Below are 25,920 nucleotides of genomic sequence, written 5' to 3'. Positions count from 1 at the left end.
TCAATTCAGCTCGATAGCCAAGCGGGCACGCGAAGCGATGGTGTCAGAAATGCTGACGGTGTTGGCTGGCCGAGGCACCCGTTTCCGCATGGTTGTGATTGATGATATCGGAATCCTGACATTCCGTTTAGGCGCCAGCTACATTTACGAAGCCTGACCTATCAGCATGCGTGTGGACAGGTCGCCAAATTAAGGCGCGCCTGTATGTCAGCTTTCCGCCCACGGCGGGCGGGCATAAAAAACGCGCTCCTACCAACCCAATTAGTACCTCCAAAAGACGGGTGTGAGCAGCACCAGCACGGTCAAAATTTCAAGCCTTCCCAAGAGCATGCCGACAGTCAACAGCCATTTTGCTGCATCCGGCAAGGTCGAGAAGTTGCCCGCAGGACCAATGATCGTGCCCAGTCCGGGACCAACGTTGCATACTGCGGTGGCAGCACCGCTTAAAGCAGTCGTCCAATCAAGACCGATCAGCGCCAACCCCAGGGCAATGCCACCGATGGTGATGGTGAAAAAGAATGAAAAGGTCAAGAGCGAGCGCGCGATGTCTTCGTCAATAGGATGGCCGTTGTATTTTTTTCGAATCACCGCACGAGGATGAATCAGTTGTTTCAGGCTGCCCAACAGCAATGAGGAGGCGACCTGAAAGCGGAATATTTTAAGCCCTCCCGCCGTAGACCCAGAGCAGCCGCCGACGAAGGTCAAATAGAAAAACAGCAAAACAGAAAAGCTGCCCCATAAGGTGTAATCCCCGAGGGCTAAACCCGTGGTCGTGACCACCGAGGTTACATTGACGGCCACGATACGAAACGCTTCCCACCAGCTGTAGTCACTGTTAAAGCACAACCACGTACCAAATAGCAGCCAGGTAATCACCAGAAACCCAATGAACCCTCGCACCTGATGGTCTTTTAATAATGCACGTCTGTTGCCCCGTAGTGTGGCGACATACAAGGTGAAAGGCAGGCTGCCGAGTATCATGACGACCACGGATATCCAATGAATAGCCGGTTGAGGCCAGTGCGCCAGGGATGCATCCGAGGTTGAAAAGCCGCCCGTTGAAATAAATGACATCGCATGATTGATCGCTTCGAAAGGCGTCATGCCCGCTACCCATAGCGCCAGAGCGGACACCCCGGTCAGTCCTAGGTAGAGCACCAGAATATATTTCGCCGCGACGTGAGAGCGTGGTGTCACTTTCTCTGACCAGTCTGAAGATTCTGTCTGAAACAAACGCATGCCGCCGACTCGCAACAAAGGCAAAATCGCCACAGCCATACCGATAAAACCAATTCCCCCGAGCCAGTGCAGCATCGAGCGCCAAATCAGTAATCCTGGTGACGCGGTATCCAGCCCCGTCAAAATCGTCGAGCCGGTGGTGGTGATGCCGGACATCGTTTCAAAAAATGCATCGGTATAGCTGATGTGATGGATGAGCACCATCGGCAAAGCCGCAAAGGCGCAGACGACAACCCAACTGGCCGTGGTCAACAGGTACATATCTCGTGGACGTAGTTGGGCAACCTCTGGACGACCGCGAATAATCAGCGCCAGCCCACAGACGAACGTGATCAGGCTCGACCAGAGAAACGCCGACAGATCATCACTGCGGTCATAAACCACCAGTGTAAACATGGGAATCACCATGCTCACGGCCAACGTGATCAAAAAAATACCCAGGATAAATCCGATAAGCCGCAGTACTGCAATGGACATAAAAGACGCCTGGCTGATGAGCACCGCACAGTATCAATTGACTCAACATGGCTGCCCGTAAAATTTGCGTAAAATTCACCGATGGAACTGAGTCCATCTGATCGGAATTAGGCAAATGCGTGAACGATTAGCCAAAGCGTCGCGACTGACCATGTCCGCGGTCACTGTGGACCCCAGAGCTTCTATTCCTGTGACATATGGCCCGCGGGACCGGTTGAAGTGATCCGAACGACATACTGTGAGCTGCAACTATTTCTATGCACAGAGCGGTGGGCTTGGCTGCTTAACGAATTCCTGTTTCAAGCAAAGGGATTCATGTAGATCTGTAGAGGCTATCTTGCCGGGTTCTACCTGGCAGATTCGTAATTCTATCGCCCGTTACCATCTGACATTAACGCGTTATTAATGCTTAAGCTCAAATCCTGACAGGTCGTTTCAATCCTAAAATCTATAGCTGATGGGCAAGTTTCCAAGAGTGGGAAATGACCGCTTCTGGCCGATTCCTGCCTGTCACGACCGCCAGGAAGCGACAGTGAAGAAAGGGGGAGAGACCACCATTTCTTCACGAAAAAAATGATCTTTCCCCCAATTTCCTTTCGTCGCTGGATCGAACCGCCAGGTTGTTATTCCAAATTCAGGGAGGCATAAAAAAACCGCAGTAATGCGGTTTTTTTACGACTGAAATTTAGTCACTGCCCCTTGGGCGTTTCAAACCCACGCTGCTCAATCACCCGAAACACATCGCTCACATCCTGGACCATGATCCGGGCGATGTCGGTGACGGTGTTGATATCGTTTCGGCGTAGTCGGGGAGGCTGGTGCAGGCCATGAGGTGCAGGTATTTGAGGACGGCGTTGAGGCGTTCGCTGACGCAGTTGTGGAGTTCGCGGAGCGGGGCGTCGCTGTCTATGAGCAGGACGGGGTAGTCGGTGGCGAATTGGGACATGGGGGTGAAGCGGCGGGGCGGGTTGTTCATGGTCATAAGTAAATCTTCCTCGTATCTGTAAGAAGAGCTACTGCCGTTCGCTGCGATTCGAATTGGGTGGTAGCTGTGTGCGGGTTCGCAGACCGAGGATACGAGGAACCCGGCAGACCTGAAGGTCTCCCACACACAGCCACCATAAAGCGGATTCCGGGCACTGCTGCGACCGTCATTGCTGATTATGATGCTGGGTTCTACACGTATCTTAAGGGCTGCGAAACCCCATCGCTAACTGCTGTCAGCGACGGGTCGAATATAAGTGCCCATTTGGCGGCCACAACCGGGCTGTAGGACGTCTGCGTGGCCATTGCGGCGAGGAGGATTGCCACCGTTCGGCGGCATAGTCTTTGTAAACCGGGGCGTGCGGTGTGGATTTGGATTGCTTCGCAACCCAGCGGGAGCAAGCTCCCTCGCCACAAAAGGTGGATTCCTACAGATTTTGCAGACTTCAAAATCTTGGCCGCTCCTTCATCGAACGATCAGTCGCGGGATTTTCGAGGGTGAGGATGCTTGCTTCCGTTCAGCGCCGCGGGCGACAGTGGTGTCGATGATTCTCTTACGCCATGCCGAGGGCGCCAGGTCTGTGGGGCGGAAGGTGATTGCAAGTTGGTTCAAGCGCAATATTCATTTCACCGGCCGTTACGGCGTTTAACGCGAGGAGAATCAGTATGAGCCAGACACTGGAACGCGCCATTGCCATCGCCGCCGCGGCACATGAGGGGCAGGTGGACAAGGGCGGCGCGCCTTACATCCTGCATCCGCTGAAAGTCATGCTGCGGGTGAACACTCTGGAAGAGCGCATCGTAGCGGTGCTGCATGATGTGGTCGAGGACTGCGGCATCAGCTTCGACGATTTGCGCAAGGAAGGCTTCAGCGAAACGGTGCTCACGGCGATTGAGTCGGTGACCAAGGTGCCGGGCGAGTCCTACGAGGCGTTTGTCGAGCGCGTGGCGCGGAACCCGATCGGGCGTGTGGTGAAGCTGGCGGATCTGGAGGAGAACAGCGACTTGTCGCGGATTGCCCAGCCGTCCTGGGAGGATCTGGAACGCATTGAGAAGTATCGGCGGGCGATGAGTGTGTTGCGTTCGTAGCGAAGCGGTGTGGGTTCGGAGCCCATCAATCCGTGGTTGCAGGCGAGTGCCGACCGCTACGGGATTTGCGGACGTCAGGATCAAAGATCGCAGCCTTCGGCAGCTCCGCCGATGGGGTTGGCGTCTGGATTTGGGGACAGCCCACGATTCACCGAAGTTTGGCAGAACCGCGCATAGCGATTTCTGCCAATCGCTCACGAAAGTCTTCAGCCTTGAAGCGCCGTTATCAGGGTTGGCACCAACTGACCACCTTCCGGCGTAGCTCAGCCTACATCCTGTTGGCCCTCAATGTTCTGCCCGGTGAACGCGGCAATCTCAATTACCTTCGTACCGAGGATTGGCCAAGCTACGCCTTCCTTTCTGCCGGTCTGTCCCCCTTCATATAATTCTTGCTTGTACTTATTAATAACTTGGGGTGTTTGCTCCCGGGCTCGGCTGCGCCTAGGTTAGCGCCTAGCCAAGCTTTGCGCTTTGCGTAAAAAGAACAACAACAAGAGATACGAAAATGCCTGTTATAACCATCGGTATGGCGGGGGGTCGGTCAACTAGGCCTTCCCATTGCAACTAACCTGCTTGCTGCCGGGTTTCGCGTCGTCGGCTACCGACGTCGAGATCGTGAAGCCTTCGTTAGTCAGGGTGGCATCGCGCTTGAAAGCCCAGCCGCGGTGGCGGCCGAAGCAGAGTATGCCCTTACGCGCCAGGGTTTCGCCCTGCATATCCCGTCGTATCCCGGCCATCAGGGCACCCCGCTTGAGGAGGGCAGCTTTAGCCTGGAGGGGCTGGCCCTGGAGATCGAGGCCTATATCAATGAGCAGCTCGAAGGCCGGCCGGTACCCGTGGTGGGCTGGTCGTTGGGGGGCTGTTTCGCATTGGCGCTTTGCCGCCGAGCCCCGGCACTGGTCGAGTCGATGATCCTGATCAGTACAGCCGCGCGTTTTTACGATGATATCTTCGGTAAAACCATCGAGTTGAACGCTGAACTGCAATCCCATGCCGATTACCTGGATATTTTGCTCGAACCTCGGCAGAGCATCGTCGAACAAGTCGGGGCCGGGGCATCGATGAGCACGCTGAGTCGTTACTATCAGATGCTCGTACTACTGGATTTCAGTGCGCAACTACCGAGCAATGGCGTGCGGACGCTGATCGTTCATGGTCAGCAGGATGTGGTCATCGCTGAGGCCGATGTGAAGCTGTTACAGCACCTGCCCAATGCCCGACTTGAAGTGTTCATCGATCAGGGGCATTTCATTCCATTGACCGCCGCGCGCCGCTTCAATGAATTGCTGCTCGACTTTGTGCAGACTCGGCAACCTTGAACAACACGGCCTGTACCCTCCAGGGCTTGGGCGATTGCGCACTTGACGGATTTCTGACCGGTATCGAGCCGCTGAACACCGGTCTGGCGGCTGTCACGGCGGTGCTGGGGCGCTTCAACCTAGACCGCTTCGATCCTGGTTTGTACACCCGCACGGGTGTGGAGTGTCCGCCTGCCATTGTTCGGGCTGTCCTGCGCCGTCAAGCCGAATACCTGGCAGGGCGCTGGTTGAGCCAACAGTTGTGGGCCGAGCGCAACCTCGCGCCGGTGCAGGTTCATTCAGGGGAGCATCGTCAGCCGTTATGGCCGACCGGTTGGGTCGGCTCCATCAGCCACACACCGGACATCGCGGTCAGTTGCCTGGCCAGGTCTTGCGAGGTCGGTCTGCTGGGCCTGGACCTGGAGAATTGGCTGGCACCCGAGGTCGCCGGCAGGATCAGCGCCACCATCATCGACCGTCAAGAAGCACACTACCTTGAAACGCTGGGGCCTTTTGAGCAAATGTTGACCTGGTTTTTTCGGCCAAGGAAAGTCTGTTCAAGGCAGTTTATCCGCAGGTTGGCCGTTATTTCGATTTCGATGCGGCGCGCTTGGTCGAGGTACATTGGCCCACGGGACGTCTGGTGTTGAGCGTGACACAAGATCTCTCGACGTCGATCAGGGCCGGCATTCTGTTTGAAGGTTTTTTCCAGATGTGGGCAGGCGCCGTGTTCACGATCATTGCCCATCCGCCGGACGCCGTTGCGCACCATCAGGGAGTGGTTAAGTACCTATCTGGCCGAATGTTTAAGGAAGCGTCATGACTCAACGGTTACTTCAACTTGATCAAGTGTCGTTCAACCTGCCCGACGGGCGCGTTCTGTTCGATCACTTGAACCACACCTTCAGTAACCGGGCCACCGGCATCGTGGGTGCCAATGGCTGTGGCAAGTCCTTGCTTGGCCGGCTTCTGACGGGGGAACAACTGCCCACCAGCGGTATCGTCCGTCGCGAAGGGCGGGTTTACGCCGTGGCACAGTTACTGGAACCCGAGAGCTATCCCAGCGTTGCTGCGCTGGCCGGAGTCGACCATATTTTGGCGGCGCTGGATCGTATTGCCCAGGGCAGCGTCGACGATGAGGACCATTCGCTGGCGGTCGATCAATGGGATTGCGCCACACGCCTTGAGGCGGAGCTGAAGCAGATCGGTCTGGGCCATTTGAATGCCGACGTTCGCACCGACGCACTCAGTGGTGGCGAACGGCAACGGGTGGCGCTGCTGGGGGCGTGGTTGTCCAGGGCCGACTGGCTCATTCTGGATGAACCCAGCAACCACCTGGATATTGATCAGCAACACAAGCTCGCGCAGCAGATCGATCGCTGGCCCAACGGCCTGGTGTTGATCAGCCACGACCGAGGCCTTTTGGAACACATGAACGAAATCGTCGAGCTTTCGCCGTTGGGGCTGGCGGTCTATGGCGGCAACTACAGTCAGTATGCGGCGGCACGCGAGCAAGAACAGCAGTCGTTCCAGTCGGCATTGCAAGGTGAGCGGGCACAGGCCAGGCGCGAACAACGTGAGATGGTCGTGCTGATGGAGCGTCAGCAACGGCGTAATGCACGCGGCGACTGTCAGGCCCGCGACGGCAATCAGACCAAACTGATCACCAATGCCCAGAAAGAACGCAGTGAAAACAGTCAGGGAAAATTGCGCCTCAATCAACAGTTGGCCCGGGAGCAGCAACAACAACGGATCGCCGAGGCCCGTGCACGGTGCGCGCCGGACATTCAGCGCATGATGCTGTCCCCGGAAAGCATGGTGCCCAATGGCAAGCTGATATTGCAGCTCAACGACGTCGTGCTGCCGTTCGGTTACACAATGCCTGTCAACCTGACGCTGACGGGGCCTATGCGCATGGCAATCCTGGGCGCCAACGGTAGCGGCAAGTCAACCCTGTTGCAGGTGATCGCCGGCCAACTGCCGGTGCGCGAAGGCGAGCTCATACGCAGTTGCCTGGTCGGCTGGCTGGATCAACACGCCGGATTACAGTACCCCGAACGCACGGCGGTGCAATGGCTCTACGAGAGTAATCCGGAGTTGCCCGAAGCCGAGGCGCGAACCCGGCTGGCGCAGATGGGGATTGATGCGGATCGTGCGATGCTCAAGACCTGTCAGTTGAGTGGCGGCGAACGCCTGAAAATAGCACTAGCTGCGCAGCTGTATGCACAGCGACCACCGCAATTGCTGTTGCTGGACGAACCGGACAACCATCTGGACCTGCCCAGCAGAATCGCGCTGGAGCAGATGCTTAATCAGTACCAAGGGGCATTGATCGTGATCTCTCACGACAGCGCTTTTTTACAGGCCATTCATCTGGACGCCGAGCTCCATCTCAAAAGCTAGAGGTTGTTGTCTAAGCTTTGACAGTTTATTCAATTAGTACGCCGTGCGAGGAGTAGCAAAGCTTTCTGTTCGGGCCAAGCGGCGCGTCATGCGGGCATAGCGATCCAGCCAACTGACGGCCTCCATGCGTTTGCCGCAGTCACGACAGCCAACACGCCTGAGCAAAACGCTGAGGCGCACCGCGCGACCGAGAATGGGCAAATCACGAACGACTCGTTCGCAATACTCATGAGTGGTTGAACAGGTTTTTTGGCAGCCACCACAGGAAGGGAATCGGGTAGCGTGGGGAATCAGATCGATCTGTAGAGCGTCGCCATCAGGCTTGATCGTGATGACAGAAAAGCCCTCCCAAAAAGGAAGGAAAGTATTAATATCGCGCATAAGAACGCCGGTTTGTTAGATGTGTTTGCTCGCACGAACATCATCAATCAAATCGGCGTTCTTGTTTCAGTGTTTCCCGGGATTCCGTGAAGAACCTAAAAAAGAGGCCCGCCAACAGCATGGCTCGGACTCTTCCCAAAGACGCTGCCATCGTCATGACAATGGGCAATCCGCAGATCGCGCCCACGTTGTACAAGGTGTTGAACCAGGCTGCGTCGTCGCTGCTGACCGAAAGGCCACCGGCAATATCAGCCATGGTCAGAATCGCCATGATGGAAAAGGTGGTGCCCGCCACAGCGCCGAGGCTGGAAACCGCAATAGCGTAGTGCACAGGGGGAATATGCTTGAGCATTGCCATCTCAAATCTCCGGACAATAGGTCAACGATCATTGCTTCCCCTGGAAAGCGATGCGATATCGCAAAGCAAGTCCGCTGCTTTCGCCAATCGCTCACGGAAGTATTTAGCGCTTGAAGCGCCGTCATCAACACTTGCACCAGCTGCCCGCTTTCCGGGGTGCCCAGCTTCCGGCGAGTTCCGCAATCAGCTGGTTGGTGGTGGTCAGCGTCACGCCGCCTTTATCCATCCGCCGCAGGGCGATGTCATCGGCCATTACACTCGGTGAGCCGCCACCATCGGCAACCACCTGAACTTCATACCCATCGCGCACCAGGCTCAGCGCCGGATAGACCGTGCAGACGTCGTTGGTGACACCGGCAATGATGAGTTTTTTCCGGCCCGTGGCCTTGACCGCCGCGGCGAAGTTTTCATCGTCCATGGCATTGACGATGCCCAGTCTTTGGACGCGGGACGCAAATGCTTCGGGCAGAATCTCTTCCAGCTCGCTCAGCAGTGGGCCCTGAGCGTGTTCTTCCATACTGGAAGTCAGTACCACCGGAAGCTTCAGAATGCTGGCCGCCTTGGCGAGCATCAGCGCGTTGAGTTTCAGCTCTTCGAACGGAATGGATTTCACCCAGCCCATCGTTCCCACCTGGTAATCAATCAACAGCAAGGCGGCATTGTCGGCACTGAATTTTTCGTAGGTCATGATGATTCTCCTGGCACTACGGTTGGGGCACTAACGCCCCGGGACTGTGATGATCACTCAACGAGGTTGCAGCTTTCCGAACGCACCACGCTGGTAGCCCTCGACGGCCTCGGCCAGCGCTTCTGAAGAGGCAAGCGCCAACGGCCCTTGCCAATACACCGGTTGATGAAGCGGGACGCCAGAAAACAACACGGCCTTGGCGTTTCCCTTGTTTGCACGCAAGGTGACGATGCGATCCTCGCGCTGCGGCAGGTTCACTGGCAGCTTTGGCTCAACGAGGTTGAAGAGTTGGCCATCGACCAACACCTCACCGTCAATCGGCATCACGAACGCAACATGGCCGTCCGGTATCGTGATGCTCACTTCAGAGCCGTCCTCAATGGAAATGTCCAACATGCGCACGTCGGTGGGCAGCGAGAGCGGCGAAGCGACATCCGCGAAAACGCCCAGCGGCACTCTGACTTTGGCCCCCGGCAAATGCACCACAGGTACATCCTGCGCTTCGAGGCTGAATACAAACGGTGCTGCCGCTTGCCGATCCAGTGGCAGGTTGATGAAAATTTGCAGCATGTGCACCGTCTTGCCAGGCTCGGCGGGCACCTCCTCATGCACCACGCCGTTACCCGCCGCAGTCCAGTGCAGACCACCAGGCCGAATCAGGTTGCGGTTGCCCAGCGAGTCGCGGTTATCAATTCCGGTTTCGGAATCAAGAAACACATAGGACACTGCTGAAAAACCAGCATGCGGGTGCGGTGGAAAAGTCGGCCCGCTGATCCAGGCATGGTCGACCGCGAGGAAGGGGTCAATGGGTTCGGCGGACTGACCGCCCCGCAGCGTGAAAGCCCTGAACTGGCTGCCGTGATTCATCCGCTGTAGCCGTGCGACGGTCGTCATGGCAGTTTCCTCAGGAGCTTTGCGCCGGGCTCATGGCCGGGTAATCGATATACCCTTGCGCGCCCGGTGCGTAGAACGTGTCCTTGTCCGGAGCATTAAGCTCAGCGCCTGTGCGAAAGCGCTCGGGGAGATCGGGGTTGGCGAGGAATGCGCTGCCAAAAACCGCCGCGTCTGCCCGGCCCTCGGCGATCAGGGATTCGGCGGAGCGTTGATCGAGTCCGCCACCGATCAGGTAGCTGCCGTCGAACAGTGGGCGCAACACGGCGTGGTAGTCGATGCTGGCGCCGAACAGGGCCACGTGCAGATAGGCGAGCTTCAGCCCGCGCAGCTGCTCGACCAGCCAGGTGTAGGTTTCTTGCGGGTTGGCATCGACGATGTCGTTGAAGTTCATTTCAGGTGAGATCTTCAAGCCAACACGATCGGCACCAATCTCCGTCGAGATGGCGGCCAGCACGTCCAGTACAAAACGAACTCGGTTTTCAACCGATCCACCGTACTCATCGGTGCGCTGATTGCTGCCAGTCGAGAGAAACTGTTCAGGCAGATACCCCGAAGCGGCATGCAACTCGACGCCGTCGAAACCGGCCTCTATGGCCAGGCGCGCCGCCTGCCGATAGCCCTCGATCACCGCGGCAATCTCGACCACGCTCAGCGCATGGGGGGTGACGAAGTCCTGAAGGCCCGTCGCGGTCCAGGTCTGGCCTGCGGGTTTGATCGCTGAGGGTGCCTGTGGCTGGGCGCCATTCGGTAACAGCGAAGGGTGCGAAATGCGTCCGCAGTGCATCAACTGCATGAAGATCCGGCCGCCGCGAGCATGTACCGCTTCGGTGACCTGTTTCCAGGCAGCCACCTGCTCGGCGGTTTCGATACCGGGGGTGCGGACGTAACCCTTGCCCAGGGCGACAGGGAACACCCCTTCAGTGATGATCAACCCGGCACCGGCGCGCTGTGCGTAGTAGGTGGGTACCAGCTCGGTCGGTACCCCGGAGTCATCGGAACGCGAACGAGTCATCGGGGCCGTTTCCGCCGGGCAGCGGAGGCGATGGGGATGCCGAACTCGACGCTGTCCCGGCGGATAAGTGGTCTGGAGAAGGAAATCGGGCTAAGGCTTCTGCATCGCACAACGCGCAAGATCGAGCTGACCGAGGCGGGGCAGTTGTACTTCGATCGCTGCAAACGCATCGTTGACGAAGCCAGGCTGGCCCATGAACAGCTTGGGGAAATGCTGGCTCGACCCAGCGGTGTACTGCGCGCCTCGCTCCCGGTGGATTTCGCCACTATCTACCTGGCGCCGCTGATTGCGGAGTTTGCGCGGCTCTATCCCGGTATCAGCTTCGAGTTCGATCTGACCCCGCGTCAGGTCGATCTGGTGAGTGAGCCGGTCGATGTGGTCATTCGCATGGGCGAGCCTGCGAGTTCGAACCTGATTGCCCGTAAGCTCGCCAGCTTGCGACGCGGTCTTTACGCCTCCCCCCCACTATCTCGAACTGTCCGGTGAGCCTGTTCATCCCTCGGATCTGACCAACCACGAGTGCCTGCGCCTGCGCGGAGCGGGCGCTGACCGCTGGACGCTCTCCAGCAGTGAAGGGGAGGTGGAGGCGGAGGTTGGCGGTCGATTCGAACTCAACAGCGTGGGAATGATTCGGCGTCTGGCGACGCTGGATCTGGGTATCGCGTTACTGGCGCAAGGGATCGCTGCGCAAGACGTTGCCAATGGCACTCTGCGCAGAGTGTTGCCGCAGTGGCAGGCCTCGCCCATCTCGGTTTACTCCCTCACCGAGACGCGGCTGTTGCCGGCGAAAACCCAACGATTTATCGAGTTTCTGCAGGAACGACTCGAAAATTCATAGATTCCGCCTGCTGGGCGAACCATTGCCTGATCTGCGAGCACGCCGGATGAGAGGCGGCTGAGGGTTGCAGGCACAGCGAGTAAATTCCCCTGGTCTTCAACGGGCGGCCGAACGGGACCACGAGCACACCGCGTTCGATAGACTCCTCTGCCAGGGTCAGGTCAGTCACGGCCACCCCCAGACCTCGCGCCGCGGCATCGAGTGCCAACTCGTCGAGGTTGAAGGGTATGTGCCTGTAGTCCTCCAGCGACTTGTTGCCATTGGCTGCCAGCCATTCGATCCAGGCTTGCTTGTCCGCCGACCGATGGAGCAGGGGAAAGCGTACTAGATCCTCCACCGACGTCAGTGGCTGGGATGAGCTGGCCAGGCCAGGGGCGCACACTGGAACCAGCGTTTCCTCGAACAAGGTCAGGCAATCAGGATCGCTGGACGGCTCGGGTAGATAGAGGATGTAGGCATCGCTGTCGCTGGCCGGCTCGACGATCTCCGTCGCCACGGTCTCGATCGACAGGGAAATATCCGGGTGACGCCGGTAGAAGTCGCTGAGCTTGGGCAGCAACCAGCGAACCGCCAGCGACACATGCATGCGTATGCGAAACGCTCGTTTCTGCCCAGAAAGCCGATCCTCGAGCATCTGCAATTGCTCGAGGATCTTCCGGGCGCTGCCAAGCACCTGTTCGCCCTCAGGGGTCAGTCGAATACTGCGGCTGCTCCTCACGAACATCGGTACGCCGAAGTGACTCTCCAACTGCTGAATTTTGCGGCTCACTGCACTTTGGGTCAGGCAGAGCTTTTGCGCAGCTTGGGTGAAGCTGCCCGAATCAGCGACCTCCACCAGGGCTTGCATGGCCTGGAGAGAGGGGACGTGGCGAATTTTATCCATGCGTTTTCAGAATGTCTCGATGATTTTATAACGTTGGTTGAATGACCACAGACCTTATAGATTCTAGCTCTAGCTACCGTCATCTCAAACCACTCATGCAGTTATCGCATGTAGTTCTGCTTTGGATATAGGCGGCTCGCAGAACGACAGTCAAATGAGGTGACGCATGGAAAATGTATGTGGCTGGATTGCGCAAGCTGGTAATTCACCAGGTCGCGCTCGCCTGAGCGGCACGCAAAAAGCCGATTGGCTGGTCATCGGTGCCGGTATCACCGGCCTTTGTGCCGCTCACACGCTTGCCCAAATGCACCCTCAGGCACGCATCGTAGTCGTCGATAGACAGCGGGCGGCGCAGGGGGCCTCGGCGCGCAATTCCGGATTTGTGGTGGCCCACGAACATCCGGGCAATGATGAGCTGATTGGCTGCCAGGGGTTTGCTGATTTTGAAGTGGATACGTCGATTTCCCGTGCCGCCAGCGAAGAGGTGCGCCAGCGCATTGCTCGTCATGACATCCAGTGCGACTTCAGAGACTCCGGCTATTTCTTCGCCGTCAGCGATCCTGGCAAGCTGACCCATGTCGAGTCCAAGCTTGCGACGCTACGAGCCGTCGGTGCTTCTGCGCAATTTCTGCAAGGTGAGCAGCTGATCGAAAAACTGGGAACCCGGCATTACCAGGCTGCAATATGGTGCGGCAAGGGCAACGCACTGCTTCAACCGGCGAAATACGTGAAGGGTCTTCTGGATGCGCTGCCGGAGAATGTGAGCCTTTTTGAGAACACCGATATAACTGGTCTGGAGCGCTTGGGTGAAGGGCGTATTCGCGCCAATGGCATTGATGGAAACATTGAGGCGAAGCAGGTCCTGGTGTGCCTGAACGCCTTCATCTCACGCACGGGGATAGACGACAGCGCAACCTTTCCGATGGAGCTCAGCGCCAGCCTCACGCGGCCGCTCAGCGACGCGGAGTTCCGTGCCATTGGCGGTGTCGAGCCTTGGGGCGTGCTGTCCACCCGGCCACTCGGCGCTACGGTGCGACTGACGCCGGATCGTCGAGTGATGATCCGCAACACGGCGGAATACCGCTCTCGGGATTTGTCCGACAGTGATCTCTTGCACCGTCGAAAACACCATGTGCTGGGCTTGCAGCGACGTTTTCCGTGGTTTACCGAGCAGGATATTCAATACACCTGGACCGGACATCTGAGCGCTTCACGCACCGGGCAACCTTATTTTGCCAAGGTTGAAGAGGGCTTGTTTGCCGTGGCCGGATGCAATGGTTCGGGCGTCGCGCGCGGCACTCTTTGGGGGCGGCTGCTTGCTGAATTGGCATCGGGTGCCAGCTCGCCACTCTTGCAGTCGGTCATGCACAGGGCTCAGCCCGGCTGGCTCCCGCCCCGACCCTTACTCGACATCGGTGCCATGCTTCGAATGCGTGTGGAGGCAGTCAGGGCCAGAACAGAAATCTAGTCAGCCGCAAAAGAATAAAAGCTCCTAAAAAAGGTGATTGAACATGCACGTCAACAACATTTCCCTGGTGGTCTTGCTCACTACGTTTTCGGCAGCCACCTGCGCGGCCGAAGCCGTCAATATTTCCAACTGGAACGGCTACATCGCCGACGATACCCTGACCACTTTCACCAAGGAAACGGGGATCAAGGCGACTTACGACATTCACGACAGCAACGAAGTACTGGAATCAAAGCTGATGACGGGTAGTACCGGTTATGACGTGGTCAGTCCTTCAAACCATTTCCTGTCCAGACTGATTAAGGCTGGGGCTATTCAGAAGCTTGATAAAAGCCAGCTGCCGAACTGGAAAAACCTTGATCCGGCGTTGATGAAGAAACTGGAGGTCAATGACCCAGGCAACCAGTACGGCTATCCGTACATGTGGGGCACCGCGGGTATTGGCTACAACGTTGAGAAAATCAAGGCGATCTTCGGCAACACGGATGTCACCCATTCCTGGAACCTGTTTTTTGATGAGAACAACATCAAAAAGCTGAGCCAGTGCGGCGTGGCGATTATCGATAACCCGACGCAGATCCTGCCGATCACCCTCAATTATCTGGGGCTGCCACCTCACAGCCACGAGCCTGCGGATTACAAAAAAGCCGAGCAGGCATTGCTCAAAATCAGACCCTACGTCCAGTATTTCCACGCCTCCAAGTACATCAGTGATCTGGCCAATGGCAATATCTGCGCGGTGATCGGCTTCAATGGCGACGTTGTGCAAGCGGCTGCCAGCGCCAAGGAAGCCAACAACGGAATCGACATCGCTTATTCGATTCCCGACGAGGGTTCTACTTTATGGCTCGACATGGTCGTGCTGCCCAAGAGCGCACCGCACGAGAAGAATGCCTACACCTACATGAACTACCTGCTCGAGCCGAAGGTCATCGCCAACATCAGCAACAGCATCCATTACGCCAACCCCAACAGTGCGGCGGATGAGTTCGTCATTCCGGCGGTGAAGCAGGACCTGGCGATTTACCCGCCGAAAAGTGTCATGGACAAGTTGTTCACCGTTGAGGATCTGCCCGCCGCGATTGCACGGCTGAGTACTCGTCTGTGGACCAAGTTGAAAACCAATACCTGACGCAATTGAAGTGGTCCCTGGGTTCCGGCGCTGGAACCCAGGCATCACAAAACGTCACGCTCGTTTCGGCAGTTTCCAGTTCGGCCGGATGAAATGGCAGGTGTATCCGTTGGGCAATCTTTCGAGATAGTCCTGATGCTCCGGCTCTGCCTCCCAGAACGGGCCAGCGGGCACAATTTCAGTGACGACCTTGCCGGGCCAGAGACCGGATGCATCCACGTCGGCCGCGGTGTCCTCGGCTACCTCCAGCTGCTTTTCGTCGAGATAGAAGATTGCCGAGCGGTAGCTGGTGCCCATGTCGTTACCCTGGCGATTGGCCGTCGACGGGTCGTGAATCTGAAAGAAAAACTCAAGGATCTGGCGATAGCTGATGACATTCGGATCGAACACGATTTCGATCGCTTCGGCGTGGGTGCCATGGTTGCGGTAAGTCGCGTTGGGCACGTCACCGCCGGAGTAACCCACCCGCGTAGACAGCACGCCCGGTTTTTTCCTCAGCAAATCCTGCATGCCCCAGAAGCAGCCGCCGGCCAGAATTGCAGTTTCAGTTTGCGTGGTCATAGCGCTCACTCCTCAGTGTGCATCGATTTGATCAGATTGTTACGCAGCGTCACGATTGCCTTCTGCATTTGCGTGAACTCGTCCAATGTCAGTCCCGTCGCATCGAGGCCCATTTCCGGGCGGTCTGCGCGCAGGTCTCGTCCGCTTTTGGTCAGGTTGATCCGCACTTGGCGCTCGTCCTCGGGATCGCGCTGCCTTTGCAGAAAGCCCATCGCTTCCAGCTTCTTCAGGATCGGCGTGAGGGTGTTCGATTCAAGAAACAGCTTTTCACCCAGGCTGCCGACGGTCTGATTGTCTTCCTCCCACAGCGCAACGATGGTGATGTATTGCGTGTAGGTCAGACCGAGTTTTTCGAGTAACGGCTTGTAGGCCTTGCCGAAGGCGAGGTTTGTTGAATAGACCGCAAAACACAGGAAGCCGGATAGCTTCAGGTCCGCGGGTACCGCTTTGTCGGTGGATTTCATGTGTCGCCTCGTTCGTCAAAGACTGCTGTCTCGCAAACTTGAAATATACCTCGTGTGCGATGGTGTCGTAAGTGCTCGAACTTCCAATTGTGATCAACGGCCGGTGGCCGGTTCGACGGCAACGTCGAACCGGTCGCGCGGTGCATCACGCCGTGAGGACGTTGAGGGCTACGTCAATGTTGCCTCGGGTCGCCTTCGAGTACGGGCAGATCTGGTCTGCGGTGTGCGCCAGCGTCGTCGCGACGTCGTGCGCCAGGCCCGGCACGCGGAGAGTCAAGCGCGCCTGGAGGAAGTAGTCCGGACCGGTCTGACCCACATCGACTTCGATATCGACGGACAGATCAGACGGCAGCACCACGTTCAGGTCATTGGCCACGAGCCCGACGGCGGCGGTGTAGCAGGCCGACCATGCGCCGGCGAACAGTTGTTCGGCGGTCGGGTGCGGCTGGGTGGCGGCGAACAGGTGCGCGGGCTTCGGGTTTCCGGGCGACGAAAGCTCGATGTCGAGGCTGCCGTTATGCCCGCGCGCGGTGTGGCCAGCGCTGCTGGCGGTGGTATGGGTTTTGCCGGTGGCCAGTACTTTTTCGATCTTGCTCATGGATGATTACCTGAAGGTTTCAATAAAGTTGTAATACGTATGCGCTTTTATCGCATGCGATATATATGTGGTGACAAAAATACCAATCGATGTTAAAGCCGCGCCGTGGGTCAAGCCGTGAGGACGTTGAGGGCTACGTCAATGTTGCCTCGGGTCGCCTTCGAGTACGGGCAGATCTGGTCTGCGGCATGGGCCAGCGTCGTCGCGACATCGTGCGCCAGGCCCGGCACGCGGAGAGTCAGCCGGGCCTGGAGGAAGTAGGCCGGACCGGTCTGGCCCAGATCGACTTCGATGTCGACGGACAGATCGGACGGAAGCTCGAGCTTCATCTCCTTGGCTGCGACGCCGACCGCGGCGATGTAGCAGGCCGACCAGGCGCCGGCGAACAATTGCTCGGCTTTCGGGTGCGGCTGGGTGGCTTCGAACACATGCACGGGCTTGGCGTTTCCAGGCGACGAAAGCTGAATGTCGAGGCTGCCGTTATGGCCGCGCGAAGTGACGCCCGCGCGGCTCATGGTGGTGTGGGTTTTGCCGGAGGCCAGGACTTTTTCGATCTTGCTCATGGGATGAATCCTCAACGTTAGGTTCGGTAAGATTTATTTGTCGTGTGCGTTTAGATCGCATCCGATGTAAGTAATATTCGCGCAGGAGCCCATCGCTGTCAAGAGGTGGTACTCGCTCTCGGCGACGAGTGGTCGGGTCAACGCGGCGTCAGCTTGGGGAGTTGGCGCTTGCTACCGGTTTTGCATCTGCGGATACGACAAAGCCCGCACATGGCGGGCTTTGGAAATCGAGTAGGTGGCCAGTGCTGGTATCCGGCTTACAAGGTTTATCAGGACTCTGACAGAACAGTTTTGTGCTCTTCTGCTTCACACGGCATAAGGGCTGGATCTCAGCGCGGAGATCTTTCTAACCGTGTACCCTTCGGAACGCGCCCCACGTCTCCTTGCTATCCTTATTGCGCATCAGTCTGCGTCTTCACCTACAACCTCAGAATAGCAAAAGGTCGAAAAAGCTGGCCGGGACTTTTTAGATCGATTTCATCCAGGGGTAAGAGCGGCAGGATGGAAAAATGCTATCGCCAATCGAACATTGTCATTCAAGGACTAACCCATGCTTTTAAGCAAACGCGATCAGGCGCATATCGAGCGTCGCCTGGTGGCTACCCTGACCGAGGCGTGCGAGACGGCCAAAGCGGAAATAGTGGGGTTCTCCTGGCTGACCCACGAGATCGATTACGCGGTGTTCCCTTCCAGCCTGATGGTTGTCTGGATCTTCGATACGCAAGCCAATAAGGACCGGGCCCTGGCCAGTGGGCAGGGCGAACGCATGGTCGAACTGACTGCCGTGGCACTGGGTGAGGCGGATGTTCTCGTAAGCCCGGTATCGGCCCATGTGCATTTCGATTCCGAAGAGCAATGTCAGCGAGCCAATGCCGGAAACTGGCAACAACGCTTGGCGCGCAAGCGCTCGACTCGGGGTTGAAGCGTGGCCAAGGATATCGAAAACCCTTGTATTTCAGTTTGCCAGTTGAATGGTGAACTGTGTGTGAGTTGTGGCCGCACCAAGGAGGACATCAGGAAATGGAAGCGCATGAAGCGACCCGAAAAGATGGCCGCAGCGCAACGAGCAAGCCTGCGCCTGAAAAGTCTTCAAAAAAGCAACGCTTGAGCCTTTGGCCCAATTTCGGACAAGCCATGCTCCCGTCTACGCGTTCTGAATTGCTTCAGCATCCCGTAGAATCGAATCCCCCAACGCCAGGTCATCAAGCGAGCTCCTGCCACCTCATGCAAACCCCCACCCAACGCCCCCTCTGGCAAACCTATCTCCTATTCCTGGCCCCCATGGTCCTCTCCAATTTCCTCCAATCCATGTCGGGCACGATCAACAGTATCTACATCGGACAAATGCTCGGCACTCAAGCCTTGGCGGCCGTGTCCGGCATGTTTCCCATCGTGTTCTTCTTCATCGCTTTGGTCATCGGCCTCGGTGTGGGGGCGGGCGTATTGATCGGTCAGGCCTGGGGCGCGCGTGAGCCGGCGATGGTAAAGGCCATCGCCGGTACGACGTTGCTGTTGGGGGCGATGATCGGATTGGTGGCGGCGGTGTTGGGGAGTGTGTTTGCGCGGCCGGCGTTGCAGGGGTTGGGGACGCCGGTTGATGTGTTGGAGGATGCGGTGGCGTATGCGCAGGTGATGATGTGGATCATGCCGTCGCTGTTGGTGTTTGTGCTGTTTACGCAGTTGCTGCGTGGGGTGAGCGATACGCTGTCGCCGCTGTTGGCGTTGGTGGTGTCGACCTGTGTCGGGCTGGCGCTGACGCCGGCGTTGATTCGCGGCTGGCTGGGGTTGCCGCCGATGGGAATTCAGAGTGCGGCGTTTGCCGGGTTGGCGGGTAACCTGGCGGCGATGGGGTGGCTGGCGTGGCGGTTGATTCGCAAGGGGCATCCTTTGGCGCCGGATCGGGCGTTTTTTGCGGCGATGCGGTTGGACATGGACATCCTCGGCAAGGTGCTGCGCATCGGGTTGCCCACGGGGTTGCAGATGGTGGTGATTTCGTTGTCGGAGTTGGTGATTCTGGCGCTGGTCAACCAGCACGGTTCCCAGGCGACGGCGGCGTATGGGGCGGTGACGCAGATCGTCAACTATGTGCAATTCCCGGCGCTGTCGATTGCGATCACAGCATCGATTCTCGGCGCCCAGGCCATCGGGGCCGGGCGCATTGAGCGTATCGCGCTGATTTTGCGCACGGGGCTGTTGATCAACGTTTGGCTGACCGGTGGGTTGGTGGTGTTGGGTTACCTGCTGTCGCACTGGCTGCTGGGGTTGTTCCTCACCGATCCATCCACCCAGGCCATGGCCCAACACCTGTTGCACATCATGCTCTGGAGCATGCTGGTGTTCGGTTTCCAGGCGATCATCGGCGGCACCATGCGTGCCAGTGGGACGGTGCTGGTGCCGATGGCGATTTCAGTGTTTTGCATCCTTGGCGTGGAATTGCCGATGGCCTATCTGCTGGATGCGCGCTTCGGGTTGCAAGGGGTGTGGATGGCGTTTCCGGTGGCTTATCTGAGCATGCTGGCGTTGCAGACGGCCTATTACAAAATGGTTTGGCAGTATCAGAAGATTGAACGGTTGGTGTAAGAGGGCGCCCGGGTTGCCGCCAGGATCGAAACCTTGGGCTGTTCAAACGGCGTGCTCGGGCCTGAATCCTTGGTGTCCGACAGGGCCCCATCGCGAGCAGGCTCGCTCCCACAGTTGATCTTCAGCGAACACGGGATTGGAGTACGACTGCGGCCTGGTGTGTGCGGGCTTGCTCGCGAAGAACGATGATGCGGTCCAGTAGACAGACTTCAATCAGAATCTTGTTTGGGTCCGGCGAAAGCTCATCGGTGATTGACACACCGCCATCACGCCCTGAGCCTTTCCGTCAACTCGGTTTGGCCTTGTCCGGCTCGCTGATTAACGGCTCGCTCAGAGCCTTTCGATCCGCCTGATCAATGCTCTTTGGCCTTCTTGATCCTGAATAGAATCAACAGCAGGATGGCGATGGCCAGAGGGGTCATGGCCAACATGGACTCTCGTGGGGAAACGTTCGCCCCCAACAGGTTCAATCCCGAGTACACAAGCTTGAGCAGGCTCAGCAGATAGTAGGTGATGGCGATAATCGACAGGCCTTCCACGGCGCGCTGAATCTTGATCTGGGCATCGGCTCGGCTGTTCAGGTTTTTGAGGATTTCCGAGTTCTGTTCTTCCATTTCGACCTGCACCCGCGCCTGCAGCAGGTCGCCAAGATTGGCCACGCTTTTGGCCAGGTGCTCCAGGCGCTGCTCGGTGGCGGCACAGAACCTGACGGTGGGCTTGAAGCGCCTTTCGATGAAGACGCCAAGGCGCTGGCAATCCCCCACGTGACTCTCCCGCAGTTCGCCAAGGCGCTCGAATACCAGCTGGGCGTAGGCCTGGGTGGCGCTGAAGCGGTGGCGGGTCTTCGCCGTGCTGCTGACGACTTGTGCCGAGAGGTTGGCAATGTCGGCCAGCAGGATTTTGGCGTTTGCGCTGTCGGAGCCGGCATTGCGCTCGGAGAGGGTGACCAATGTCTTGTCGAAGACATCAAGTTGGGCGCTTAAGGTCTTGGCAGTGGTCAGCGACAGCGAGGCCATCATCCGATAGGTCTCGATTTCCAGCAGGCGTCTGATCATCCGTCCCTGACGATAGGCATTCAGGCGACTATTGACGAACAGAAAGCGGTTCGCGCCATCATCGTTCAGACGAAAATCGCTCCAGACCACGGCATCACCCCCGCCCACGCAAGAGCCGCAAGGGTCTTTGAAACCGTAACTCGAAAGGTCAATGGTGGTTTCTGCGCGCACCACAATCTGCACGGAGTTGATCAGTTGCTGCAAATGCGGCTTGACCCTATTCGCCAGCGACTCGGGCAACGATGTCCATGTCAGGTCATTGCTCGACGAGGTAACCACCAGGGTGAGGGTAAAGAACTCAGTGTGGCGTTCCCATTTCAACGGGTTGCCGTCGAGCAGAGTGATGCCCTGGGCAGCGTTCGGGTCGAAGGGGGCAGGGCAGCAGCTTTTCAGCAGCGCATTGCACTCGGGATCCCCGCCGAGGAAGGCCAGATGAAACACGTGGGCCGGCTCGTCGAAGTACAGGGACGGGCGAGCGTGCAATTCATTGTGCAGGGTTTGTCTTTGCTGATGCATGCGGTTGAGACCGTGTTGATATTGTTTTTGGTTGTTGATGGGACAGGTTGACGGACTCAGGAGTCACCGATTTTGTTTCCACTATTTCTACAGGCGATGCCGACGCTGGGGGCCAGTGTCTGCGCACTAAACGCCCCATCCCTCCCTCACCGCCCGTCGAATCCCCTCCAACAACATCGCAAACGCCGGATTGTCATTATTCTCGCGCCAGATCAAATGCAGCTCGCTCTGTACACCTTCGCCCAAATCGATATCACGAAACACCACATTCTTGAACACCACGCTGCTGGCGCAACGAGGCACTAGCGCCAACCCCATTCCGGCGTTGACCAGGGCCAGGATCGTCAGTGATGAGCCGAGCCATTGCACGTATTCCGGGGCGACGCGGGCAGAGCGGAGCATACCGGTCAGCAGTTCGTTGAAGGGTGGGTAGGCGGCGTGGGAGTACATTAGGAACGGTTGCGCATCGAGGTCTTTGACGGACACGGTGTGTGTGCTGGCCAGTCGGTGTTGGCTGGGGACGGCCAGGACGAACGGCTCGCGCACCAGGCATTCGGTGGCGTAGCCCGGCTCCAGCAAGGGCGCGCGGACAATGCCCAGGTCGATACGGCGGGCGCGAAGGGCTTCGTGCTGCTGGTAGGTGTTCATCTCCGACAGATCGATTTTGACATGGGGCTGTTTGAGCCGTGCTTCAGCGATGACCTTGGGCAGGAACTCGTACACCGCGCTGCCAACGAAGCTGATGTTGACCGAGCCGATGTCGCCTTCGGCGAAGCGGCGGGCGGTTACTGCGGCTTGCTGGGCGCGTTCCAGCAGATTCTGGGCTTCGATGAAAAACGCGCGGCCGGCAGCGGTCAGGGCGACGCTGCGGGTGGTGCGGGTGAACAGCTCGACGCCCAGGTGATGCTCCAACAGTTGAATCTGCCGGCTGAGGGGCGGTTGAGTCATGTTCAGCCGTTCGGCGGCACGCCGGAAGTTGAGTTCAGTCGCCACGGTGGTGAAACAGCGCAGTTGAGTCAGTTCGAACATTGATCTAATCCAGGTATCAATCGAATGCCAAGTTAGATTAGACGGGATCAATGCCTGCGTCCATGATCGCCGTGTCCCTAAAAAAACAATGATCGGGAGTTGCCCTTGAATACCCTCCAGAATCCGCCGGACCCGAATCTACTTGCCCGCGCAGCGGCCAAGGTGAAGCGCCATGTACTACCGCTGTTCGTGGTGATGTTCATCGTCAATTACATCGACCGGGTCAACATCGGCTTCGTCCGTAGCCATTTGGAAACCGACCTGGGCATTGGTGCCGCTGCCTATGGTTTGGGCGCCGGGCTGTTCTTCATCGGTTACGCGATATTCGAAGTCCCCTCCAACATGCTGCTGCAACGCTACGGTGCTCGCGCCTGGCTGACGCGCATCATGTTCACCTGGGGCGCAGCCGCCATGGCCATGGCGTTTGTGCGCGGCGAAACCAGCTTCTATGTGCTGCGTTTTATTCTCGGTGCAGCCGAAGCGGGCTTTTTCCCCGGGATCATTTACTACTTCACCCAATGGCTGCCAGCGTCCGAGCGCGGCAAGACTATGGCGATCTTTCTCAGCGGTTCAGCCATCGCCTCGGTCATTTCCGGGCCGATATCGGGGGCACTGCTGCACATCAACGGTTTGAGCCTGCACGGTTGGCAGTGGATGTTCCTGATTGAAGGTTTTGCCTCCATCGTGCTCTGCGGTTTTGTCTGGTTCTGGCTGCAATCCCATCCGCGGGAAGCGAAATGGCTGAACCCAGAAGAAAAGGCCGCATTGATTAGCGCCATCGCGCAGGAACAGCAGGCACGCGAAGCCGTGCAGACGGTCAAGCCGTCCATGTTCAAACTGCTGGCCGACCGGCAGATCGCACTGTTCTGCTTCATCTACTTTTCCATCGCCTTGACCATCTATGGCGCCACGTTCTGGCTGCCGAGCATGATCAAAAAGATGGGCAACCTCGGCGACTTCCAGGTCGGCCTGTTCAACTCGATTCCGTGGATCATTTCGATCATCGCGATGTATGGCTTCGCCGCCATGGCCAGCAAATGGAAATACCAGCAGGCCTGGGTTGCAGTCACGCTGGTAATTGCAGCGTTCGGCATGTTCATGTCCACCACGGGCGGGCCGATCTTCGCCTTCGTCGCCATCTGTTTTGCCGCCATTGGTTTCAAGGCTGCCTCAGCCTTGTTCTGGCCGATTCCCCAAGGCTATCTGGACGCCCGCATCGCCGCAGCGGTGATCGCCTTGATCAACTCCATCGGCAATCTCGGCGGGTTCGTCGCCCCGACTGCATTCGGTTTTCTGGAGCAGACCACTGGCTCCATCGAAGGCGGCCTGTATGGCCTGGCGGCCACTTCACTGGTGGCGGCCGTAGTGATCTTCTTCGCCCGCACTGCACCGCGTGGTGACGCGCTCCGCTCGCTGACCGGCAAACCGGCCGAAGACACTGCGCCAAAACAATCCATCAGTCATCAAGCCTTGAGTTCAGGTCCAAAGGGAGCCGCTTCTTGAAAATCAAACGAGTCACCGTCACCCCCATCGCTTTTCGTGATCCGCCGCTGCTCAACGCCAGTGGCATTCACGAACCCTTCGCGCTGCGCTCGATCATCGAGATCGAGAGCGACAACGGCTACATTGGCCTGGGTGAGAGCTACGGCGACGCCCCGGCGCTGGCGATTCAGCAGCAGCTGCAAAATCAGCTGATCGGGCTGGACCCGTTCAACCTCAATCAATTGCGCGCCATCGTGCAGGCCACCGTGGCGGCGAACAAACCCGTCAGCATTGCCGGAGCGGAACTGGCGCCGGGCTCCCATGCCAGCAAAGCGGTGAGCAACGCGTATTCGGCGTTCGAAGTGGCCTTCCTGGATCTACAGGCGCACTCGTTGAACGTGCCACTGGTGGATTTGCTGGGCGGTGCGATCCGCGATGAGATTCCATTCAGCGCCTATCTATTCTTCAAGTACGCACGGCACATTGATTCACCTTACAAGCCCGACAGTTGGGGCGAAGCCCTGAACGAAGAGCAGATCGTCGCCCAGGCCCGCCGCATGATCGAGGCCTACGGTTTCAAGAGCATCAAGCTCAAGGCCGGCACGCTGGCGCCGGAACACGAAGTGTCGTGTATCAAGGCGTTGAAAAAGGCCTTCCCCGGCTACCCGCTGCGCATAGACCCGAACGGCAACTGGTCCCTGGAAACCTCGATTCGTATGGCGGAACTGTTGGGTGACGACTTGCAGTATTACGAAGACCCGACACCCGGCCTGGAGGGCATGGCCGAGCTGCACAAGCGTACTGGCCTGCCGTTGGCGACCAATATGGTGGTCACCGACTTTGATGAGTTCCGCCGCAGCGTGGCATTGAATAGCGTGCAGATCGTCCTCGCCGATCACCACTACTGGGGTGGCCTGCGCGACACTCAGGCGCTGGCCAAAATGTGCCAAACCTTTGGCCTTAGGGTGTCCATGCATTCCAACTCGCACCTGGGTATCAGCCTTATGGCCATGGCCCATGTCGCCGCCGCGGTGCCCAACCTGGATTATGCTTGCGACACGCATTACCCCTGGCAGGAACCGGATGAAGAAGTGATCAAGGGCGGCAAAATACCCATAGTCGATGGCTGCGTGAAGATCACCCGTGCGCCCGGGTTGGGGCTTGAACTGGATCACGATCAATTGGGCAAGCTGCATGACCAATACTTGACTTGCGGTATTCGACAGCGCGATGACGTGAAACAGATGCAGCGTTACAAGCCGGAGTGGAAGACGATCAAACCGCGTTTTTGAGCCAGCCTGATGCGACCCCTGATTGTACGACGCTTGATTCAGACGCTGGAACCTCTGTAGGAGCGAGCTTGCTCGCGATGGACGTTAACGATTACGCGTGTTGTCTGAATAAACGCGCCGCCCTTGAGTCCATCGCGAGCAAGCTCGCTCCTACAGGCATAGGGCACATTGCTGGCCCCTTTGCCTCCGGGTTTTTGTAAGAATTATTTTTCTTTCAGCAGGTTAGGCGTGGCGGCATGCGGATTTTTGTATTTGCCCTGGCAACATGCGTTTTGACTGGCGCCGCGATTTCGGCTCAGGCAAAGGAGTTGAGTAAAAACGATCGCTTCATGTGTAGCTGGGGTTCCGGCATCGCTGGAACTGCGCAGGCAACGAAGCTTTCCGGAGTGAGCCTTTACGGCGCACGACGCAAGCTCCAGGCACGCAAATTCACTCAGCCCTGGATGCGAATGATGGCGATGGGCATCACCGAGCAAACCTATGACAGCAGTTCCCGCATGCAGCCTGCCAGCGTCAAGCAAGCGTACTATGAGGGCTGCATCAAGCATGAGTTGGCGCGCCGTTAGCTCGCCATGTCAGCCGCGTCTTTCAACCACGCAGCGCAGGTTTCACTACACCCTTTGCTCAGCCTGATGT

The 25,920-nt window shown here is 57.9% G+C and carries 23 protein-coding genes and 6 pseudogenes; 15 read left to right on the top strand and 14 right to left on the bottom strand.

What is annotated here, in order from left to right:
• Positions 1 to 261: 261 nt before the first annotated feature.
• Both ACA064_RS18835 and ACA064_RS18830 read right to left on the bottom strand, forming a co-directional pair.
• Positions 262 to 1,716, bottom strand: a complete 1,455-nt coding sequence (locus tag ACA064_RS18835) for a TrkH family potassium uptake protein (RefSeq protein WP_497669474.1) — start codon at positions 1,714 to 1,716, stop codon at positions 262 to 264.
• A 689-nt stretch (positions 1,717 to 2,405) separates the two neighbouring features.
• A pseudogene (locus ACA064_RS18830) lies at positions 2,406 to 2,698 on the bottom strand (fructose-bisphosphate aldolase).
• A gap of 668 nt (positions 2,699 to 3,366) precedes the next feature.
• Here ACA064_RS18830 and ACA064_RS18825 point away from each other — a divergent pair.
• The 6 genes and pseudogenes from ACA064_RS18825 to ACA064_RS18800 all read left to right on the top strand — a co-directional run bounded on the left by ACA064_RS18825 (position 3,367) and on the right by ACA064_RS18800 (position 7,490).
• A complete protein-coding gene (locus ACA064_RS18825; RefSeq protein ID WP_497669473.1) occupies positions 3,367 to 3,789 on the top strand; it encodes an HD domain-containing protein in 423 nt (140 codons plus the stop codon).
• A gap of 557 nt (positions 3,790 to 4,346) precedes the next feature.
• Positions 4,347 to 4,421 (top strand): annotated as a pseudogene (locus ACA064_RS18820) (hypothetical protein); the annotation flags it as partial.
• Positions 4,422 to 4,454: 33 nt separating this feature from the next.
• Positions 4,455 to 5,108 (top strand): alpha/beta fold hydrolase, encoded by a 654-nt coding sequence (locus tag ACA064_RS18815; protein WP_497669472.1) that lies wholly within the window; start codon positions 4,455 to 4,457, stop codon positions 5,106 to 5,108.
• Entirely contained in the window at positions 5,105 to 5,737 is a 633-nt protein-coding gene (locus ACA064_RS18810) for a 4'-phosphopantetheinyl transferase family protein (RefSeq protein ID WP_497669471.1), read from the top strand. The genes ACA064_RS18815 and ACA064_RS18810 overlap by 4 nt, the downstream gene beginning before the upstream one ends.
• Entirely contained in the window at positions 5,641 to 5,910 is a 270-nt protein-coding gene (locus tag ACA064_RS18805; protein ID WP_497674279.1) for a hypothetical protein, read from the top strand. Before ACA064_RS18810 ends, ACA064_RS18805 begins: the two co-directional genes overlap by 97 nt.
• Positions 5,907 to 7,490: an ATP-binding cassette domain-containing protein gene (locus ACA064_RS18800; protein WP_497669470.1), complete on the top strand. Its 1,584-nt coding sequence runs from the start codon at positions 5,907 to 5,909 to the stop codon at positions 7,488 to 7,490. Before ACA064_RS18805 ends, ACA064_RS18800 begins: the two co-directional genes overlap by 4 nt.
• Before the next feature lie 72 nt (positions 7,491 to 7,562).
• Here the strand turns inward: ACA064_RS18800 and ACA064_RS18795 are convergent.
• From ACA064_RS18795 to ACA064_RS18775, 5 genes and pseudogenes are all read right to left on the bottom strand, one after another.
• Positions 7,563 to 7,871: pseudogene (locus ACA064_RS18795) on the bottom strand (transposase family protein); the annotation flags it as partial.
• 43 nt (positions 7,872 to 7,914) lie between these two features.
• The gene (locus tag ACA064_RS18790; protein WP_497674363.1) at positions 7,915 to 8,229 is read right to left on the bottom strand and encodes a hypothetical protein; all 315 of its coding nucleotides are present in this window, start codon (positions 8,227 to 8,229) and stop codon (positions 7,915 to 7,917) included.
• Positions 8,230 to 8,339: 110 nt separating this feature from the next.
• Positions 8,340 to 8,917: pseudogene (locus ACA064_RS18785) on the bottom strand (isochorismatase family protein); the annotation flags it as partial.
• Between the two features lie 57 nt (positions 8,918 to 8,974).
• Complete coding sequence (locus tag ACA064_RS18780; RefSeq protein ID WP_497669469.1) at positions 8,975 to 9,811, bottom strand: pirin family protein; 837 nt, start codon at positions 9,809 to 9,811, stop codon at positions 8,975 to 8,977.
• 10 nt (positions 9,812 to 9,821) lie between these two features.
• Positions 9,822 to 10,829 (bottom strand): annotated as a pseudogene (locus ACA064_RS18775) (alkene reductase); the annotation flags it as partial.
• On the opposite strand from ACA064_RS18775, the pseudogene ACA064_RS18770 reads away from it, so the two are divergent.
• Positions 10,803 to 11,661, top strand: a pseudogene (locus ACA064_RS18770) (LysR family transcriptional regulator). The pseudogenes ACA064_RS18775 and ACA064_RS18770 sit on opposite strands and share 27 nt — an antisense overlap.
• Here the strand turns inward: ACA064_RS18770 and ACA064_RS18765 are convergent.
• Positions 11,624 to 12,544, bottom strand: coding sequence for a LysR substrate-binding domain-containing protein (locus ACA064_RS18765; RefSeq protein ID WP_497669468.1), 921 nt, complete (start codon positions 12,542 to 12,544; stop codon positions 11,624 to 11,626). The pseudogene ACA064_RS18770 and the gene ACA064_RS18765 sit on opposite strands and share 38 nt — an antisense overlap.
• Positions 12,545 to 12,710: 166 nt before the next feature.
• Between ACA064_RS18765 and ACA064_RS18760 the strand changes: the two genes are divergently transcribed.
• Entirely contained in the window at positions 12,711 to 14,012 is a 1,302-nt protein-coding gene (locus tag ACA064_RS18760) for an NAD(P)/FAD-dependent oxidoreductase (protein ID WP_497669467.1), read from the top strand.
• Positions 14,013 to 14,055: 43 nt separating this feature from the next.
• A complete protein-coding gene (locus ACA064_RS18755) occupies positions 14,056 to 15,144 on the top strand; it encodes a polyamine ABC transporter substrate-binding protein (RefSeq protein ID WP_497669466.1) in 1,089 nt (362 codons plus the stop codon).
• Between the two features lie 54 nt (positions 15,145 to 15,198).
• On the opposite strand, the gene msrA is transcribed toward ACA064_RS18755, so the two are convergent.
• The 4 genes from msrA to ACA064_RS18735 all read right to left on the bottom strand — a co-directional run bounded on the left by msrA (position 15,199) and on the right by ACA064_RS18735 (position 17,330).
• Positions 15,199 to 15,705 carry a peptide-methionine (S)-S-oxide reductase MsrA gene (msrA, locus tag ACA064_RS18750; RefSeq protein ID WP_497669465.1) on the bottom strand — a complete coding sequence of 169 codons (507 nt, stop codon included), beginning with the start codon at positions 15,703 to 15,705 and terminating at the stop codon, positions 15,199 to 15,201.
• Positions 15,706 to 15,710: 5 nt separating this feature from the next.
• Positions 15,711 to 16,169, bottom strand: coding sequence for a MarR family winged helix-turn-helix transcriptional regulator (locus ACA064_RS18745; RefSeq protein ID WP_497669464.1), 459 nt, complete (start codon positions 16,167 to 16,169; stop codon positions 15,711 to 15,713).
• 145 nt (positions 16,170 to 16,314) lie between these two features.
• Complete coding sequence (locus ACA064_RS18740) at positions 16,315 to 16,767, bottom strand: Ohr family peroxiredoxin (RefSeq protein ID WP_497669463.1); 453 nt, start codon at positions 16,765 to 16,767, stop codon at positions 16,315 to 16,317.
• A gap of 110 nt (positions 16,768 to 16,877) precedes the next feature.
• Complete coding sequence (locus ACA064_RS18735; RefSeq protein WP_497669462.1) at positions 16,878 to 17,330, bottom strand: Ohr family peroxiredoxin; 453 nt, start codon at positions 17,328 to 17,330, stop codon at positions 16,878 to 16,880.
• A gap of 550 nt (positions 17,331 to 17,880) precedes the next feature.
• Between ACA064_RS18735 and ACA064_RS18730 the strand changes: the two genes are divergently transcribed.
• From ACA064_RS18730 to ACA064_RS18720, 3 genes are all read left to right on the top strand, one after another.
• Complete coding sequence (locus ACA064_RS18730) at positions 17,881 to 18,252, top strand: hypothetical protein (RefSeq protein WP_497669461.1); 372 nt, start codon at positions 17,881 to 17,883, stop codon at positions 18,250 to 18,252.
• 3 nt (positions 18,253 to 18,255) lie between these two features.
• Positions 18,256 to 18,438, top strand: coding sequence for a DUF1289 domain-containing protein (locus ACA064_RS18725; RefSeq protein ID WP_497669460.1), 183 nt, complete (start codon positions 18,256 to 18,258; stop codon positions 18,436 to 18,438).
• 116 nt (positions 18,439 to 18,554) lie between these two features.
• On the top strand, positions 18,555 to 19,910 hold the full coding sequence (locus ACA064_RS18720) for an MATE family efflux transporter (protein WP_497669459.1): 1,356 nt from the start codon (positions 18,555 to 18,557) through the stop codon (positions 19,908 to 19,910).
• A gap of 353 nt (positions 19,911 to 20,263) precedes the next feature.
• Here the strand turns inward: ACA064_RS18720 and ACA064_RS18715 are convergent, their stop codons facing one another.
• Together ACA064_RS18715 and ACA064_RS18710 are read right to left on the bottom strand one after the other, a co-directional pair.
• On the bottom strand, positions 20,264 to 21,481 hold the full coding sequence (locus ACA064_RS18715; protein ID WP_497669458.1) for a DUF3422 domain-containing protein: 1,218 nt from the start codon (positions 21,479 to 21,481) through the stop codon (positions 20,264 to 20,266).
• Positions 21,482 to 21,607: 126 nt separating this feature from the next.
• Entirely contained in the window at positions 21,608 to 22,510 is a 903-nt protein-coding gene (locus ACA064_RS18710; RefSeq protein WP_497669457.1) for a LysR family transcriptional regulator, read from the bottom strand.
• 105 nt (positions 22,511 to 22,615) lie between these two features.
• On the opposite strand from ACA064_RS18710, the gene ACA064_RS18705 reads away from it, so the two are divergent.
• From ACA064_RS18705 to ACA064_RS18695, 3 genes are all read left to right on the top strand, one after another.
• Positions 22,616 to 24,013, top strand: coding sequence for an MFS transporter (locus ACA064_RS18705; protein ID WP_497669456.1), 1,398 nt, complete (start codon positions 22,616 to 22,618; stop codon positions 24,011 to 24,013).
• Positions 24,010 to 25,284, top strand: coding sequence for a glucarate dehydratase family protein (locus ACA064_RS18700; protein WP_497669455.1), 1,275 nt, complete (start codon positions 24,010 to 24,012; stop codon positions 25,282 to 25,284). The genes ACA064_RS18705 and ACA064_RS18700 overlap by 4 nt, the downstream gene beginning before the upstream one ends.
• 236 nt (positions 25,285 to 25,520) lie before the next feature.
• Positions 25,521 to 25,850, top strand: a complete 330-nt coding sequence (locus ACA064_RS18695; protein ID WP_497669454.1) for a hypothetical protein — start codon at positions 25,521 to 25,523, stop codon at positions 25,848 to 25,850.
• Positions 25,851 to 25,920: the final 70 nt, after the last annotated feature.

The organism is Pseudomonas sp. LBUM1658, from assembly GCF_059716055.1.
This window is presented reverse-complemented; position numbering and strand designations above follow the sequence as displayed.

Excerpts from the sequence above, each read along its gene's own strand:
- ACA064_RS18835 (WP_497669474.1), bottom strand. The coding sequence starts at position 1,716 with ATGTCCATTGCAGTACTGCGGCTTATCGGATTTATCCTGGGTATTTTT.
- ACA064_RS18825 (WP_497669473.1), top strand. The coding sequence starts at position 3,367 with ATGAGCCAGACACTGGAACGCGCCATTGCCATCGCCGCCGCGGCACAT.
- ACA064_RS18800 (WP_497669470.1), top strand. The coding sequence starts at position 5,907 with ATGACTCAACGGTTACTTCAACTTGATCAAGTGTCGTTCAACCTGCCC.
- ACA064_RS18790 (WP_497674363.1), bottom strand. The coding sequence starts at position 8,229 with ATGGCAATGCTCAAGCATATTCCCCCTGTGCACTACGCTATTGCGGTT.
- ACA064_RS18780 (WP_497669469.1), bottom strand. The coding sequence starts at position 9,811 with ATGACGACCGTCGCACGGCTACAGCGGATGAATCACGGCAGCCAGTTC.
- ACA064_RS18765 (WP_497669468.1), bottom strand. The coding sequence starts at position 12,544 with ATGGATAAAATTCGCCACGTCCCCTCTCTCCAGGCCATGCAAGCCCTG.
- ACA064_RS18760 (WP_497669467.1), top strand. The coding sequence starts at position 12,711 with ATGGAAAATGTATGTGGCTGGATTGCGCAAGCTGGTAATTCACCAGGT.
- ACA064_RS18755 (WP_497669466.1), top strand. The coding sequence starts at position 14,056 with ATGCACGTCAACAACATTTCCCTGGTGGTCTTGCTCACTACGTTTTCG.
- msrA (WP_497669465.1), bottom strand. The coding sequence starts at position 15,705 with ATGACCACGCAAACTGAAACTGCAATTCTGGCCGGCGGCTGCTTCTGG.
- ACA064_RS18745 (WP_497669464.1), bottom strand. The coding sequence starts at position 16,169 with ATGAAATCCACCGACAAAGCGGTACCCGCGGACCTGAAGCTATCCGGC.
- ACA064_RS18740 (WP_497669463.1), bottom strand. The coding sequence starts at position 16,767 with ATGAGCAAGATCGAAAAAGTACTGGCCACCGGCAAAACCCATACCACC.
- ACA064_RS18735 (WP_497669462.1), bottom strand. The coding sequence starts at position 17,330 with ATGAGCAAGATCGAAAAAGTCCTGGCCTCCGGCAAAACCCACACCACC.
- ACA064_RS18730 (WP_497669461.1), top strand. The coding sequence starts at position 17,881 with ATGCTTTTAAGCAAACGCGATCAGGCGCATATCGAGCGTCGCCTGGTG.
- ACA064_RS18720 (WP_497669459.1), top strand. The coding sequence starts at position 18,555 with ATGCAAACCCCCACCCAACGCCCCCTCTGGCAAACCTATCTCCTATTC.
- ACA064_RS18715 (WP_497669458.1), bottom strand. The coding sequence starts at position 21,481 with ATGCATCAGCAAAGACAAACCCTGCACAATGAATTGCACGCTCGCCCG.
- ACA064_RS18710 (WP_497669457.1), bottom strand. The coding sequence starts at position 22,510 with ATGTTCGAACTGACTCAACTGCGCTGTTTCACCACCGTGGCGACTGAA.
- ACA064_RS18695 (WP_497669454.1), top strand. The coding sequence starts at position 25,521 with ATGCGGATTTTTGTATTTGCCCTGGCAACATGCGTTTTGACTGGCGCC.